Source organism: Bradyrhizobium sp. USDA 4473, assembly GCF_054063335.1.
In genome coordinates, this window is sequence record NZ_JBSSGE010000001.1 from 3,258,808 (window position 1) to 3,272,764 (window position 13,957).

The following is a 13,957-nucleotide window of genomic DNA, read 5'->3' on the forward strand; positions in this document are numbered from 1 at the left end:
ATGGAGACGTCACGATGGCGCTCACTGCGGAGGAACTGATCGAAATCGAGCGGCTGCTGGCGGTCGATGACGCCGACACTGGCCCCTTCGTCGAGCTGCGGCGCCGCTTTCCGCAACTTGCATGCGTTCGCTGCGATGCGTCGGATGTGTCGGATCAGCCGTTCCGGCAGTTTCCTCGTTTTGATCTGCATTTGCTCGACGGGTCGGATCACTGCGTGCAGATTACAGCCGATCCGAAGCGGGCGACCGCTATCGTGTTAGCGGAGAGGAATACTGTAGGATGAACGGAATTGAACTGGCAGAGCATCGACTTGATGGCCCGGACGGGAAGGATGCAAAGACATCCTTCATTCCACTGTCCGATCCCGATATCAGCTTCGCTGAGCTCTCCGCCGTGGAAGCGCTTCTGTGCTCGCCGCAGATCTCCAACGGGCGGGTCACCGAGGCGTTCGAGCAGGCCTTTGCGGTCTATCTTGGCCGTAAACATGCGATAGCGGTGTCGAGCGGTACCATCGGGCTGCTGCTGGCGCTCAAGGCGCTCGGCGTCGGGCCAGGGCAGGAGGTCATTGCCTCGTCTTATTCCTTTCGCGAGACGGTCCATGCGATCGGTCTTGCAGGCGCGCGAGCGGTGTTCGCCGACATCGACTATTGGTCGGGAACATTGCTCCCAGAGAAAGCCGAAGAGCGCATCACGGCCAACACGCGGGCGATTGTCGCGGGTAATCCCAACGGCCATCCCGCGCCGTGGTCGGAACTGCGGGAGATCGCGCAGCGCCATCATCTGGCGCTTTTGGAGGACTCCACCGAAGCAATCGGATCGCGGTACAAGGGCGAACTCGTCGGCCGGTTTGGCGATCTGGCGGTTTTCGACCTTGCCCAACCCTTGGCCCTAAGCTGTGGCGAAGGCGCAATGGTAGTAACGGACGATATCGATCTCGCGTTTGGCTTGCGTCGCTATCGCGCCCACCGGCTGCACGAGCGCTCTTCCGTGATCGACGGTGCCGCAGCACCGTACCAGGCCGGCATGAGCGATCTTACGGCAGGCTTGGGGCTGGCGCAGCTCAATCGTCTCGATGAAATCCTAGAGCGTCGTCGACTGGTGGAGCAGCTCTATAGCGCGCATATGCAATCATTTGAAGGTATCAAGCCGCCTTACATAGGCCCTCATGTGACCGAGGTGAACTGGTTGCTCTATCTCGTCCATCTAGGAACGCGCTTCACGCGATCCGGCCGCGACGCCATCGTCGAGGATCTGCGCGCCGCACAAATTGAATCCGTCGCCTATAGCCATCCTCTGCACTTGCACCGCCACTATTTCGACCTCGGCTATCGACGTGGCGATTTGCTGGTTACCGAAAAGATCGCCGATCGCGCCCTGGCGCTGCCGTTTCACGCCCATCTCTCGAACGACAAGATCGAATTTATTGTCGAAACCATGAAAGATGCGTCGATCAACGTGGGCGCGGGTGCAGCGATCTACTGAGATGCGGGTCATCCACCACACGGAAGGACGAGCATTTGATTAGCGATGATCGTAGTTTTACAGTTTTGCTTCATCGCGCCAGATGAGCAAGGCGAACGACTAAGGGCAGGCCCGTGAGCACGAAGAAGACTTGCTTGAAACTAGCGAGGCGCGGTCCGAAATCCACGGCTCGAGGCCACGCGCGAAGCTGCTGGAAACCAAGCTATTCGCAATTGAGATCCTCAGTCTCGGCTCGGGTCTTTAAAGTCGGCTAAATAAGGACTTGCAATGGACCCGCAACAAGTCATCATTCACGTCCGCTTCGGTCCGAACGGGAGGGTCATCCAAATCAGCGAGCGCCCGGCGAAACTCACTCCGGACCAGTGGTTTGATGTGCTTAACACCCGTGCCGGCTCAAATTATCGACCGCTCGCTCGTGGCCGCGGCGCTTTTCGGCTGGCCCGGACTACAGTGGAAGCCTTCAAGCAGGAAACTGCGAGGCCCGGATGAGCAAAAAGGGATGATTGGCAACCCGCTGAGTGACCACATCCCGGTGTTCGCCGTGTGTCCCGCCGACGCCATCGAGCGAAGTGGCGCCAGGGGCTTCAGCTTGTCGCGAGTCGACGAAGGCGGCGAGAGCCGCCCGTTTCCAATTATTGTGGTTCGCACGTTCAACGGCGACTATTTAGGGTACGTCAATCGCTGTCCGCATGACAGCTTATGGCTCAACATCGGCTCCGGCGAGTTTTTCTCCTCTGACCGCTCCTTTCTCAGATGTGGCAGGCACGGTGCGAGGTTTGAGATCGACACCGGGCTATGCATCGAAGGTCCCTGCAATGGACAAGCGCTCGAACCGGTCGCGCTCACCATCATCGACGGTGATTTGTGCCTGTGCGGAGTCAGGTTACTGGAGGACGATCGGTTGTACGATTCGTTCGAGGACGGCGACGAAACTATGGATATTACGATCCATCCTGATTAACAGGCGTCACTTGGCCGCTACTCAAGTCGCTTTAAGGCGGCATCGCCGAATAAAGCCATCGTACTCACGATTACTGGCCCAGGCCCACGTCAATGCGTATGAACAGAGGGTGAAAGCTGGCGGGTCGCCCGATTCCGAACAGCAATCACGATCTTAGCGGCACTAGCGAGGATGGATTCAGCCGGGCCATTGCGGCCGAGGGATAGAATTTTCGAAGGAAATGCCCTCGGCTGTTACAACTTCGCCGAGGGCACCGTCTGGGCTGCGTGAAATGGGGAGGCCCAGACTGACAGGACCGTTTAGTCTGAGGAATGACGATCCTGTGTTCCGAGTTTTCCTTATGTCCCGATTTTTTAGCGACCGCTGAAGCGGGCGTAGCAATTGCAATGCCAAGCCCCCGTTCATGCGTTGGCCTTGGCGGTCGCCGCCACCGCATCAGCCGACGGCGACGGCCAAGGTCGAAGCGTTAATGGGGACGTGGGCGCGCTGCGTACGAACTGCGAAAGGCTGAAGCGGGAGAGTGTCGAACGCGATGCAACATTTGTCATGCACGAAACAGAGGAGGGCGACATTGTCGCAAGCTCGGCATAATTGTCAGATGTGTGGGAGCGGAGAATGAGATTGTTGGAGAAACAAGAGCCACGTATCTGGTGCGGAATTTGCTTGGGGAATTGGATGGTCGCGTAAGTGATCCGGGCAAAGAAGGTCACGCCGCTGAAATCGATCATGGCGGGTTGTTTCATACGGCAAGCATCTGTCGCTGATCATCAGCGATGATCATCAATATATCGCCCGCTCATTTCGCCTGTCTTCGCAAGCACGAGTGGGAATTGGTCACGGTCGATGCGGCGTTCGATCAAAGAGAAGAGGCTTTGGGCGGATGCGCCCCGGATCTTGTCTCTTTCAAATGAAGCCGTTGATTTCAGGATGGGCGTATGAACGCAGAAACCGAATTCGAGCTTCCTCAACTTTATCGGCATCACGTCTTTGCCTGCCATACGCAGCGTCCGCCCGATCATCCGCACGGCAGCTGCGGCGCTTCTGGCGCGCAGGCTCTCTGGGATCGGATGGGTAAGGCAATCGAAGCCCAAGGTCTCACTGATGTCGGTTTCACCGTGGCGGGCTGCCTTGGCTTTTGTAACTCCGGTCCTTTGATGGTCGTCTATCCAGACGGGGTCTGGTATCGCGCCACCACGCCTGAGGACGTTGATGAAATCGTAGACTCCCATCTCAAGCAGGGCAAACGTGTCGATCGCCTCGTGATGGTGCTGAGGCGAAGCTAAAGGCTCCTCTTTACCGCCGCTTGCCCGGGCGTCGACAATATGCGCAGCTTATAAGCCCAGCAGCTGGCATCTCGGCATGTCTCATGATGACCCGACGCCCCTGACGCTTCCAGCACGTGCGCAGCGGCGGACTACTGACCGTCTCATGGCCCTGGATCCGGATCATCCGGTAACAGGAAAGCCTCGACCGGAGTCCTGTTCATGATCGGGGCCGGTGCCTGAACTCGAGTCTGTTGCAAGCGCGATCGTTTTCATGCGGTGGGCGTTTCGGTTTGACTTCTCGGCTCCGATAAGCGGGTAAACACGATTAGGATTTTATTGACCGCTATTGCCTCGATCTGTTTATGCTGCGTCATTTTCCGCAACATCCGCGGTTCACAGCGAGAGCAATGCTTCGAATGGATCCCGGCCTTCGGCGAGACGACGTGTCTTTTTACACATCGTCCCTCTCGCCTTTGTACTGCACTGCAGCGGGGAGACGCGCCAGACGACGCGGCGCGTCCGAGAAGTTCACGGAAACCAGTTTTTAGCTTTAGAACTTGTAAGTGATGCCGCCGCTAACGAGCCATGGGTCGATATTGGCGCGGCCGGTGACAGCAATTGCATTGTTTACGGTCGCCGAATAATTCGGTCGCAACCACAATTTCTTCACGTCGAAGTTGAGGCCCCAATGACGGTCAAGCATATAATCGAAGCCGAATTGGACCGCCGCACCAAATTTGTTGCTGATGTGCAAATCCGTCACGGTAGAGCCAGCGAGCGACGTGTTGGCCGCGAATTGGTTGAAGAATACGGTGTAGTTGATGCCCGCGCCGATGTAGGGCTTGAACCGGCCGAAATCGGTGAAGTGATATTGCAAAGTCAGGGTTGGCGGCAACAGCCAAGCTTTGCCGACATCTAGACCATTTAGCGCGCCCGTGCCGCTGATGTGATGACGGGTTACGCCGAGAATGAGTTCGGCGGCAACGTTATTTGTGAGGAAATAGGTGATATCGAGCTCCGGTACCGCTTGGTCGCTGATCGATAGTCCGGAGGCGGGCGAGGACAGCGCCGGCGCTCCGGCAACATTGACGGAGCTTCCGGCGGTATCCGGCAAAACGCCAAGCACGCGCAGGCGGATCATCCACGGATTGAAGGGCTCAATCTGAGGTGCTTTGTAGTAGATCGGGGCCCGCGCCAGGTCCGCGGCCTGTACCGGGATGCTGGCCAGCGGGGTCGCGAGCGCAAGTAGCCACGCCGTTGTCAGAATTGTCGTTGTCCTCATCGAATTCTCCACTCCAAAGTTGCGCGAGGAGTCGCGCGAGATCTCTGTCACACAGGGCAGACGGCGAAGGATTTGATGCTGATCAAATAGCGGCGGACGTAGCGCAATTCTGCAGCCACGTTGCATAAGGATCACGACTGCGAAGGTTCGCGTCCTCTTGTCCGGGTCGTTATTCGGTTCAATGTTCTGTCTGAGCCAAATCTATTCAATAAACCGCGTCTCGGCGTAAAGCTCCGGTCGGATTCAAGCTGAAGACATCATGTGCGACCAACGCGATCGAACTGCGGCGGCTTCACACAAGCGGGCGACAGAAAGATCGTATTCAAGCCGAGCAGTCTGGGCCGCTTTGGCTAAGAAGAAGCCACGCAAGCCGGCGTTCTCAGTGACCGTACCGCCATTCTGAAAACGGGCGGAAGCGGGAGGATTGTTGTTCGGATGTTGGCGTCCCAATAATAGTATGATCGATCGTTTCCTCGCATCTATGGACAGTGCGTGCCCTGTTGTTCGTTGGAGCACGCCTCAAGATCATCTTGCGCATCCCGACCAAGAAGCGAGAACACGGATTCATGATCGAATCCGGCGCATCTTGCGCCGTCGGCGTCGATCAGCGGTCGTCTGATCAGGAGCGGATCTGCCAGCATCGCCGCGAGTGCACTCGTGGCGTCGATTGTGTCAGGATTAATGTTCCCTGACTTGATGCGAGGCTCGGTTGAACCAGGACGCGATCGGCATACCGCCGAAGAAGCTTCGCAAGTCCTCCGCAGCCCACGGCTCCTTCAATATATCCTTGGCTATCAGGTCGTGGCCAGCGGCCTTCAGTGCCAGCATCTGACGCGCATTGGTGACACAGCCGGGCTTCTGATAAAAAAGGATTGTCGCCATGGTGTACCTCATTTGGCTGCGCCGAGCTGAAGGGTCGGCGGCGGTTCCGCTACGTCCGAAAGCACATCTTGACACTTTTGCGCACCATCACCCGTCAGTGACTTAAGTGCCGCGCCGTGCGTGCACCGGCCTTAGCGCGATCGACGGCCGTGATCTCCCGGGGGGCTCGCAAACGAGCAAGATCCGAACCAGCTAGAAATTGGGCCGTCAGCTTATCAACGAGCATCGGGCTCTTATGTCGGATAGCGAAGCGCGAAACAGGGCCTCAGTTAGCTTCGATTTCGTAGGCGATCGCGCGTTACTTGCTGTCAGCAAGGTATCATGCGTCGATCTGACTAACTGGGTCAGGAGTTGGGTTCCGCCGTACAATTGATTTCGTCATCCTCGGCCACGAACACTCTCGCCGGGCCACTTGCCTTGTTCCGACTTCGGCCTGCATCTCATTCTCCGCAAATTGCCGACCACCAGCTTGCAACAACAGGAGCAAGTCCTGTTCCATTCAAGGGCATTGGATCAGGTCATGCCAAGCTGCGGTTTCCCAGTCGATGCGTGTTGCCGTTGTTCGTTTCCTGACAGCCGCGAAGATCCTGTCCGGTCCAAAACGCCTTGGGGTTACTCTACGGTGGCTTTTTAGAACTTAATCAGAAGCTTATTGGGCGGGGATTGCGTTGGCATGGCGGTTGCTATTAACCGGCAGCAACACTGAGTGAGGGCTGGGTGCACGCCGACGCGTAAGACGAGCGTTGCGCTCCTTCCCTTGAACCCGTGTGCCTCGTTTCTGCAAGAGAAACAAGCTCGCGTGTAGGAAGCACGCAACTTTTGGCAAATCGGTTGATGGAGAACTACATGTCTTCACTGAGACAAATCGCGTTCTACGGAAAGGGCGGCATCGGCAAGTCGACCACTTCCCAGAACACGTTGGCGGCACTGGCCGAGATGGGCCAGAAAATCCTGATTGTGGGATGCGATCCGAAGGCGGATTCAACCCGACTGATCTTGCATGCCAAGGCGCAGGACACGATCTTGAGCCTTGCAGCGAGTGCCGGCAGCGTGGAAGATCTCGAACTCGAGGATGTAATGAAGGTCGGCTATAAGGACATCCGCTGCGTGGAGTCCGGTGGTCCTGAGCCCGGTGTCGGCTGTGCCGGCCGCGGCGTCATCACCTCGATCAATTTCCTGGAGGAGAACGGCGCCTACGAGAACATCGACTATGTCTCCTACGACGTGCTCGGCGACGTCGTTTGCGGGGGCTTCGCGATGCCAATCCGCGAGAACAAGGCGCAGGAAATCTATATCGTCATGTCGGGTGAAATGATGGCGATGTATGCCGCAAACAACATCTCCAAGGGCATCCTGAAATATGCCAACTCGGGCGGCGTGCGGCTGGGTGGCCTGGTCTGTAATGAGCGGCAGACCGATAAGGAGCTGGAACTGGCGGAGGCGCTGGCGAAAAAGTTAGGCACTCAGCTGATCTACTTCGTGCCGCGCGACAATGTTGTGCAGCATGCCGAGCTGCGGCGCATGACGGTGCTGGAGTATGCGCCCGATTCGCAGCAGGCCGATCACTATCGCAATCTTGCGACCAAGGTTCACAACAATGGCGGCAAGGGCATCATTCCGACCCCGATCTCCATGGACGAGCTTGAGGACATGCTGATGGAGCATGGCATAATGAAGGCCGTCGACGAATCCATCATTGGCAAGACCGCCGCCGAACTCGCGGCCTCGTAAGGGTCGCAGGTCGCGGGTCGCGGCCTTGCGAAGGCGCGCGACGGATGCCGGTCTCCTCACCCCCATCCAGGAGACCGGCATTCTGACGGCACCCGACCAGCCAGAACGGGGCGGGGCAAACGTGACCGCTGCGAGAGCCCAAAACATCATGCCCGAAATGCACTTCCTTCCGTTTATGACTGCTTGCGCTGTCGATGCGAGCAGCGATGTGCAGCGAGGAATTACAACCTACCGAGCGCTTATTGGCGTGCCTCCTGAAGAGGCCGACATTGCCACCGACAGCAATTTCGATTGCCATGTCCTGGCGTCAATCCTGGCGGCCGCCTCGATGGATGGTGGCGCGCTTCCCGAGAAGGCTGGCCTGTCCGGCCACGAGCTGGCCGCTCTCCTGGGGCTCTATTTTCCGTCGGTTGAGGTCAAGATCTCGGAGCGCCTCCTGGCGTCCAATTGCGTTGAAAATGACGAAATCTCAATGTTGCGCGATCTCTTGCTGAAGCAACGCTCGACGGAAGGGCATATCGGCGGCTGGCTGGCCGCGATGATCGCCCGCCGCTCCATCGAGCCAGACCACTTGTGGGAAGATCTCGGATTGCGCAATCGTGGCGAACTCTCGCGGCTACTAAGCCGCCACTTCGCGCCCCTCGCCGCACGCAATATCAACAATATGCGCTGGAAGCGCTTCTTTTACCGCTCGCTATGCGAGGATGAAGGCCTGGTCATGTGCACAACCCCCGTGTGCACGCAATGTGACGACTTCGATCTCTGCTTTGGCGAAGAAAGCGGCGAGAGCCGGATGGCCGTGCGCCGGCGCGACCTTCTGTTGCAGGCAGCTCGCCCGGTCGTCAGCGGCGACTGGCCTATTTGACTTGCCGCAGGGATCCTCGATCTCCCGGTCATCTGATAGCGCGTCGCGGGCTCGGCGAACTTCGCGGGAGCTGGAGGACGCCGCTAACGCCATTCGATGCGGACGCGCAATGCGATGTCGAGCCACCGGGCCTTCGCAACGTTTTCCGCATCCCGTTGTGCAATCGCGTCGACATTCGAGTTCGGCGAGGCAAGAGGCAAGGTGAGGCGTCCGCTTCGTGAACCTGTCGCGTTTGCGACAATGCAATCGCGAAAGGAGGTTAGCCGAAAAGAAGAGCGCATCATTTTCAACGGGTTGTCAAGGATGGCGGGCTGGCATGCGGGTTGCTGAAGCGTATGTAGTCCAACACAATGAGGAGCCCCTTTCGTGATAGCCGCCACCACCGCCGCCAAACCGGCTTGGTCCGAGCAAGCGCGTGTCAGGCCGACCGTGCTCAACGACACGACATTACGCGACGGTGAGCAGGCGCCTGGTGTTGCGTTCACCACGGAGGAAAAGCTGGCGATCGCGCAGGCTTTGGCGCGGGCGGGCGTGACGGAGATCGAGGCGGGAACGCCCGCGATGGGCAACGAGGAGATCGCCGCCATCCGCGCAATCGTCGAAGCGGAGCTTCCGCTGACCACCATAAGCTGGTGCCGGATGCGGCAAGCGGACATCGATGCCGCGATCGAAGCGAAGGTGTCCATGGTCAATATGTCGATCCCGAGTTCCGATGTGCAGATCGCGGCCAAGCTTGGCGGTTGTCGCGAACTGGCGCTGGAACAAGTGAAGCGAGTAGTAGGTTACGCCCGTGAGCAGGGACTTGAGGTCGCCGTTGGCGGCGAGGACTCCTCCCGCGCCGACATCGATTTTCTCATCAGACTGGTAGCAGCGGCAAAAGAGGCGGGAGCGCGTAGATTTCGTATCGCCGATACGCTCAGTGTGCTCGACCCGGACACAACCTTCGCGCTGGTTGGAAATTTGCGTGCGGCCACGGATCTCGAACTCGAGTTTCATGGTCACGATGATCTTGGTCTCGCCACGGCCAATACGCTCTCCGCCATCAAGGCGGGTGCGAGCCACGCCTCGGTAACCGTTATCGGCCTCGGCGAGCGGGCCGGAAATGCACCGCTCGAGGAGGTCGCGGTCGCGCTCAAGCAGCTCTATGGCCGCGAGACTGGCGTCATACTGTCGGAGCTCGAGAACGTCGCTGCGGTGGTTGCAGCCGCAGCCGCACGCGCGATTCCTCTGAACAAGGCCATCGTCGGAGAGCATGTGTTTACGCATGAATCGGGCATTCATGTGGATGGCCTTTTAAAGGATCAACGCACCTACCAGTCGCTTGATCCGGTTCTGCTTGGGCGCCGCAACCGTTTTGTGATCGGCAAGCATTCCGGGCTGTCGGCGATCACCGCGTTGCTCAAAGAGTTGCAGCTCGTCGCCAGCACCGATCAGGCCAGACAGATCCTTTCGCAAGCGCGCAAGCATGCCGTCGAGCACAAGCTACCCGTCGAGCGCGAAACCGTGGTGGCGATCTGGCGCGATGTGTGCAGATGCTCGGCGACCCACCCGGCGTGACCAGCCCTGCCAAGCAACGTCTGGGAGACTATTCAAAAGCCAAGTGCGCGAGGACGGAATCGTTGATCGGGGGCAAGGCTGGCCTGGCTCCGCATGTTGCCCGAGGGGGGGCATCCTCTACGATGACCAGGCTCTGCCGCCGTTTCGCGACCGTCCACCCGCTGATTCGAAGGAGACTTTTTCGATGAGTAACACGCACCCAGAGAACCGGTATCCTGGATCGGCTCAGCAAGGCTTCGTCGGCGGAAGAGTTCTTTTCACTGCTGGGCGTCGATTACGACCCCATGATCGTCGATGTCGCACGCCTTCACATCCTAAAGCGCATGGGACAATATTTTGCCGATGAGCAATTCGCCGGTGTCGCAGAGCTTGACATCAGGGCTCGTTGCAAAGCGATGCTGGAGCAGGCCTATGCCGACTTCGTATCATCGTCGCCAATCGAGCAACGGGTGTTCAAGGTTCTGAAGGATGCCGTCTCAGACCGTGGCAAGCCGACGGCCTTTATTCCATTGAGTGAGTTGAAGTGATCTTGCGCTGACGGCTCCTTGTGCAGGCTTCGTCTCCTTCCATCAACTCTCTCCGCCAGGACCCGCGCGGCGCTGTCGTATTCCCGACCCATGTCCGAACTGGTCGTGTCCTGGGGATTGGCAGCCGTTCCAAGTGCCTCATAAGCCATTGGGTTCGCGTGATTTACTTGGTTCTTGCAACTGGTACGACACTTGCTGTTGTCGTGTTGATCCGGTCATCGGTGCAAAAAATGGTAGCCGTCCGAAATGAGATCTGAAGGAAGACCTTTCACGTTGCGTCTACTGCCCACCGAGTTGTGCGGTATCATCTCGTGGCTCCCGCTCGCGCAGTGCCATGCCAGAGGGTCTTTAATTCGATTAAAGCCACTATCGGGCCCGGGAGGGCGGCCACCGGGTAGGTCGCCCGTCCACGTTTCACTTGGCAAGCCTATGCACATCTTCGTCGGCATCAGGCGGGTGCCCGCTTGTGCGCGAATCTACGTCTGTCCCATAGCTGATAGCAACATGCGCCAGAAAGAGCGGACAACGTCGGCCCACGCGGGTCATCGGCGCTGGCGGCCGAGCACTCATCGCATGATCGCGCGGTGGCAAGATCACCCGGGGCGTTACAGCCGATATGGAGCGCTAGACCGAAAGCGAGGTGCTGCCCTTGCGAAGCAAGTTGAACCGCGTACTCAAACATGGAGAGGGCCAACCAGCGTGATCGCAGCGGCCTGGCCGCCTCGCTGGCGCTTGTCGAACGAAGCGCGCAGGAAGCTTGTCTCTGGGCCCTCTCGGAATCTGGCTCGCTCTGCACGTTCGGCCCGGATGACGCCTCTCGTCGTGCGGTCGGGCCGCACCAAGCAGGCGGGACCGCCGATCAGCCGGCCATCTGCTGAGCAAAAGTGATCTTCAGCCAACCGAATCCTGTGGCGCGGGCGCGCGCACTATTGAGGGAAATTCAAAACATGAGCAATGTCACCAAAACGGCCGCGCCGGCGGCCGGCCGCGCGGCGGCCAAAAAGGAACTGCCGGAGCACTTTAAGGCCTACAAGCATGTCTGGGTTTTCGTCGAGCAGGAGCGTGGCCACGTGCATCCGGTCTCCTGGGAGCTCATGGGGGCGGGGCGCAGACTTGCCGACAGGCTGAAGGTGAACCTCGCCGCGGTCGTTATTGGACCGGAGGGGCAGCCGACGCGTAACGCCGCACTCGAATCCTTTTGCTATGGCGCCGATTTGGCCTATCTCGTGAGCGATAATGTTTTGTCGGATTACCGAAATGAGTCCTATACCAAAGCGCTAACCGAACTCGTCAACACCTACAAGCCTGAAATCTTGCTGTTGGGCGCGACGACGCTCGGTCGTGACCTTGCAGGTTCCGTGGCGACGACCTTGTCGACGGGGCTCACCGCCGACTGCACCGCGCTCGACGTCGACGCCGATGGCTCGCTTGCGGCGACGCGTCCGACCTTTGGCGGCTCGCTGCTCTGCACGATTTATACCTTGAATTACCGTCCGCAGATGGCAACCGTCCGTCCGCGCGTGATGCCGATGCCGGAGCGTGTCGTGCGCGACGCCGCTCGTATCATCATCCATCCGCTCGGTCTTGTCGAAGACGATATCGTCACGAAAGTACTGACGTTCATTCCCGATCGCGATTCCGAAACGTCAAATCTGGCTTACGCAGATGTCGTCGTCGCCGGCGGCTTGGGACTGGGATCGGCCGAGAATTTTCGGCTGGTGCGCGAGCTAGCAACTCTTCTTGGCGCCGAGTACGGCTGCTCGCGTCCTCTGGTGCAAAAGGGATGGGTGACGTCTGACCGGCAGATCGGCCAGACCGGCAAGACTATCCGCCCCAAGCTCTATATTGCCGCCGGCATTTCCGGCGCGATCCAGCACAGGGTCGGCGTGGAGGGAGCGGACCTGATCGTCGCGATCAATACCGACAAGGACGCGCCGATCTTCGATTTCGCTCATGTCGCGATCGTCAGTGATGCCATGCAGTTGCTCCCGTCGTTGACGGCCGCGTTTCGCGCCAGGCTCTTGCCGAATTCGCGCGCCCGGCTCGCGGTCTAGAGGAGATGATGTGATGATTGAAGAGAGGTTCGATGCGATCATAGTCGGGGCCGGTATGGCCGGCAACGCGGCGGCGTTGACCATGGCCAAGCGCGGCATGAAAGTGCTGCAGCTCGAGCGGGGCGAATATTCCGGATCGAAGAATGTGCAGGGCGCGATCCTCTATGCCGACATGATGGAAAAGCTGATCCCCGAGTTTCGCGAGGAGGCGCCGCTCGAACGGCATCTGGTCGAACAGCGGTTCTGGATGATGGACGATCGCTCTCATGTCGGTATGCACTACCGCTCGGATGACTTCAACGAGGCGCGGCCGAACCGATACACGATCATACGCGCGCAGTTTGACAAATGGTTCTCCTCGAAAGTGCGGGAGGCTGGCGCGACCGTACTCTGCGAGACGACAGTCACCGAGCTCGTACGAAACGACCATGAGAGGATCGTCGGAGTTCGCACGGATCGCCGCGACGGCGAAATACACGCCGACGTCGTGGTGCTGGCCGAAGGGGTCAATGGTCTCCTCGGGACGCGGGCGGGGCTGCGCCCGCGGCCGACGCCCGATAATGTTGCGCTCGCAGTGAAGGAAATGCACTTCTTGCCCCGCGAGACGATTGAGGCGCGTTTCAATCTCAAGGGCGACGAAGGCGTCGTGATCGAGGCTGCCGGCACCATTTCCCGCGGCATGACCGGAATGGGTTTCATCTATGCCAACAAGGAGTGCATTTCGCTGGGCATCGGCTGCCTCGTCGCCGATTTCCAGCGCACCGGCCAGACACCCTACGGCATGCTCGATCATTTCAAGCAGCATCCGTCCGTGGCGCCGCTGATCGCGGGTTCCGAAGTCAAGGAATATGCGGCGCATCTCATTCCCGAAGGCGGGTACAAAGCAATCCCGCAGCTCTACGGTGAGGGGTGGGTGGTGGTGGGGGACGCGGCACAGCTCAACAATGCTATTCATCGCGAAGGCTCCAATCTGGCGATGACCTCAGGCCGCATCGCGGCCGAAGCGATCGCCCAGGTGAAATCGCGCCGCGAGCCGATGACCGCAAAGAATCTGTCGCTCTACAAGACGATGCTGGACGAGTCCTTCGTCATCAAGGATCTCAAGAAGTACAAAGACATGCCGACGCTGATGCATACCCATTCGCAAAACTTCTTTCTTACCTATCCGCAGCTTATCTCCAAGGCGATGCAGAACTTTGTACGTGTCGACGGTACACCGAAAGTCGAGAAGGAGAAGGCGACCCTGAAATCCTTCGTCAAGGCGCGGTCATGGACAGGTCTGTTCGGAGATGCGTGCCGCTTTGCCAGGGCCTGGCGCTGACCGGCAACAGTGTGAAATCCGGCAATGGA

Annotated in this window: 12 protein-coding genes and 1 pseudogene; 10 read left to right on the top strand and 3 right to left on the bottom strand. The window is 58.9% G+C overall.

Annotated elements, in window-relative coordinates; translation table 11 throughout:
• The first annotated feature begins 14 nt into the window (after positions 1 to 14).
• The 3 genes from ACVW17_RS15340 (at position 15) to ACVW17_RS15350 (ending at position 2,444) form a co-directional block, all read left to right on the top strand.
• Positions 15 to 284 carry a hypothetical protein gene (locus ACVW17_RS15340; RefSeq protein ID WP_456797397.1) on the top strand — a complete coding sequence of 90 codons (270 nt, stop codon included), beginning with the start codon at positions 15 to 17 and terminating at the stop codon, positions 282 to 284.
• Positions 281 to 1,483, top strand: a complete 1,203-nt coding sequence (locus tag ACVW17_RS15345) for a DegT/DnrJ/EryC1/StrS family aminotransferase (RefSeq protein WP_456797398.1) — start codon at positions 281 to 283, stop codon at positions 1,481 to 1,483. The genes ACVW17_RS15340 and ACVW17_RS15345 overlap by 4 nt, the downstream gene beginning before the upstream one ends.
• Positions 1,484 to 1,982: 499 nt before the next feature.
• The gene (locus ACVW17_RS15350) at positions 1,983 to 2,444 is read left to right on the top strand and encodes a Rieske (2Fe-2S) protein (protein WP_456798955.1); all 462 of its coding nucleotides are present in this window, start codon (positions 1,983 to 1,985) and stop codon (positions 2,442 to 2,444) included.
• Between the two features lie 401 nt (positions 2,445 to 2,845).
• On the opposite strand, the gene ACVW17_RS15355 is transcribed toward ACVW17_RS15350, so the two are convergent.
• Positions 2,846 to 3,187 (bottom strand): hypothetical protein, encoded by a 342-nt coding sequence (locus ACVW17_RS15355; protein ID WP_456797399.1) that lies wholly within the window; start codon positions 3,185 to 3,187, stop codon positions 2,846 to 2,848.
• A 192-nt stretch (positions 3,188 to 3,379) separates the two neighbouring features.
• Between ACVW17_RS15355 and ACVW17_RS15360 the strand changes: the two genes are divergently transcribed.
• Positions 3,380 to 3,727 (top strand): (2Fe-2S) ferredoxin domain-containing protein, encoded by a 348-nt coding sequence (locus ACVW17_RS15360; protein ID WP_057018214.1) that lies wholly within the window; start codon positions 3,380 to 3,382, stop codon positions 3,725 to 3,727.
• A gap of 532 nt (positions 3,728 to 4,259) precedes the next feature.
• Here ACVW17_RS15360 and ACVW17_RS15365 read toward each other — a convergent pair.
• Entirely contained in the window at positions 4,260 to 4,991 is a 732-nt protein-coding gene (locus ACVW17_RS15365; protein WP_456797400.1) for an OmpW/AlkL family protein, read from the bottom strand.
• A gap of 479 nt (positions 4,992 to 5,470) precedes the next feature.
• A pseudogene (locus ACVW17_RS15370) lies at positions 5,471 to 5,873 on the bottom strand (ArsC/Spx/MgsR family protein).
• Positions 5,874 to 6,719: 846 nt separating this feature from the next.
• On the opposite strand from ACVW17_RS15370, the gene nifH reads away from it, so the two are divergent.
• The 6 genes from nifH (at position 6,720) to ACVW17_RS15400 (ending at position 13,928) form a co-directional block, all read left to right on the top strand.
• Positions 6,720 to 7,604 (top strand): nitrogenase iron protein, encoded by an 885-nt coding sequence (gene nifH / locus ACVW17_RS15375; RefSeq protein ID WP_456798956.1) that lies wholly within the window; start codon positions 6,720 to 6,722, stop codon positions 7,602 to 7,604.
• A 148-nt stretch (positions 7,605 to 7,752) separates the two neighbouring features.
• Entirely contained in the window at positions 7,753 to 8,469 is a 717-nt protein-coding gene (locus ACVW17_RS15380) for a nitrogen fixation protein NifQ (protein WP_456797401.1), read from the top strand.
• 369 nt (positions 8,470 to 8,838) lie between these two features.
• Positions 8,839 to 10,026, top strand: coding sequence for a homocitrate synthase (nifV, locus tag ACVW17_RS15385; protein ID WP_456798957.1), 1,188 nt, complete (start codon positions 8,839 to 8,841; stop codon positions 10,024 to 10,026).
• Between the two features lie 212 nt (positions 10,027 to 10,238).
• Complete coding sequence (nifW, locus tag ACVW17_RS15390; RefSeq protein ID WP_456798958.1) at positions 10,239 to 10,553, top strand: nitrogenase stabilizing/protective protein NifW; 315 nt, start codon at positions 10,239 to 10,241, stop codon at positions 10,551 to 10,553.
• 947 nt (positions 10,554 to 11,500) lie between these two features.
• Positions 11,501 to 12,607, top strand: coding sequence for an electron transfer flavoprotein subunit alpha/FixB family protein (locus ACVW17_RS15395; protein WP_456797402.1), 1,107 nt, complete (start codon positions 11,501 to 11,503; stop codon positions 12,605 to 12,607).
• A 13-nt stretch (positions 12,608 to 12,620) separates the two neighbouring features.
• Positions 12,621 to 13,928, top strand: coding sequence for an FAD-dependent monooxygenase (locus ACVW17_RS15400; RefSeq protein WP_456797403.1), 1,308 nt, complete (start codon positions 12,621 to 12,623; stop codon positions 13,926 to 13,928).
• The last annotated feature ends 29 nt before the right edge of the window (positions 13,929 to 13,957 follow it).

Excerpts from the sequence above, each read along its gene's own strand:
- ACVW17_RS15345 (WP_456797398.1), top strand. The coding sequence starts at position 281 with ATGAACGGAATTGAACTGGCAGAGCATCGACTTGATGGCCCGGACGGG.
- ACVW17_RS15350 (WP_456798955.1), top strand. The coding sequence starts at position 1,983 with ATGATTGGCAACCCGCTGAGTGACCACATCCCGGTGTTCGCCGTGTGT.
- ACVW17_RS15340 (WP_456797397.1), top strand. The coding sequence starts at position 15 with ATGGCGCTCACTGCGGAGGAACTGATCGAAATCGAGCGGCTGCTGGCG.
- nifH (WP_456798956.1), top strand. The coding sequence starts at position 6,720 with ATGTCTTCACTGAGACAAATCGCGTTCTACGGAAAGGGCGGCATCGGC.
- ACVW17_RS15380 (WP_456797401.1), top strand. The coding sequence starts at position 7,753 with ATGCCCGAAATGCACTTCCTTCCGTTTATGACTGCTTGCGCTGTCGAT.
- ACVW17_RS15355 (WP_456797399.1), bottom strand. The coding sequence starts at position 3,187 with ATGAAACAACCCGCCATGATCGATTTCAGCGGCGTGACCTTCTTTGCC.
- ACVW17_RS15395 (WP_456797402.1), top strand. The coding sequence starts at position 11,501 with ATGAGCAATGTCACCAAAACGGCCGCGCCGGCGGCCGGCCGCGCGGCG.
- ACVW17_RS15360 (WP_057018214.1), top strand. The coding sequence starts at position 3,380 with ATGAACGCAGAAACCGAATTCGAGCTTCCTCAACTTTATCGGCATCAC.
- ACVW17_RS15365 (WP_456797400.1), bottom strand. The coding sequence starts at position 4,991 with ATGAGGACAACGACAATTCTGACAACGGCGTGGCTACTTGCGCTCGCG.
- ACVW17_RS15400 (WP_456797403.1), top strand. The coding sequence starts at position 12,621 with ATGATTGAAGAGAGGTTCGATGCGATCATAGTCGGGGCCGGTATGGCC.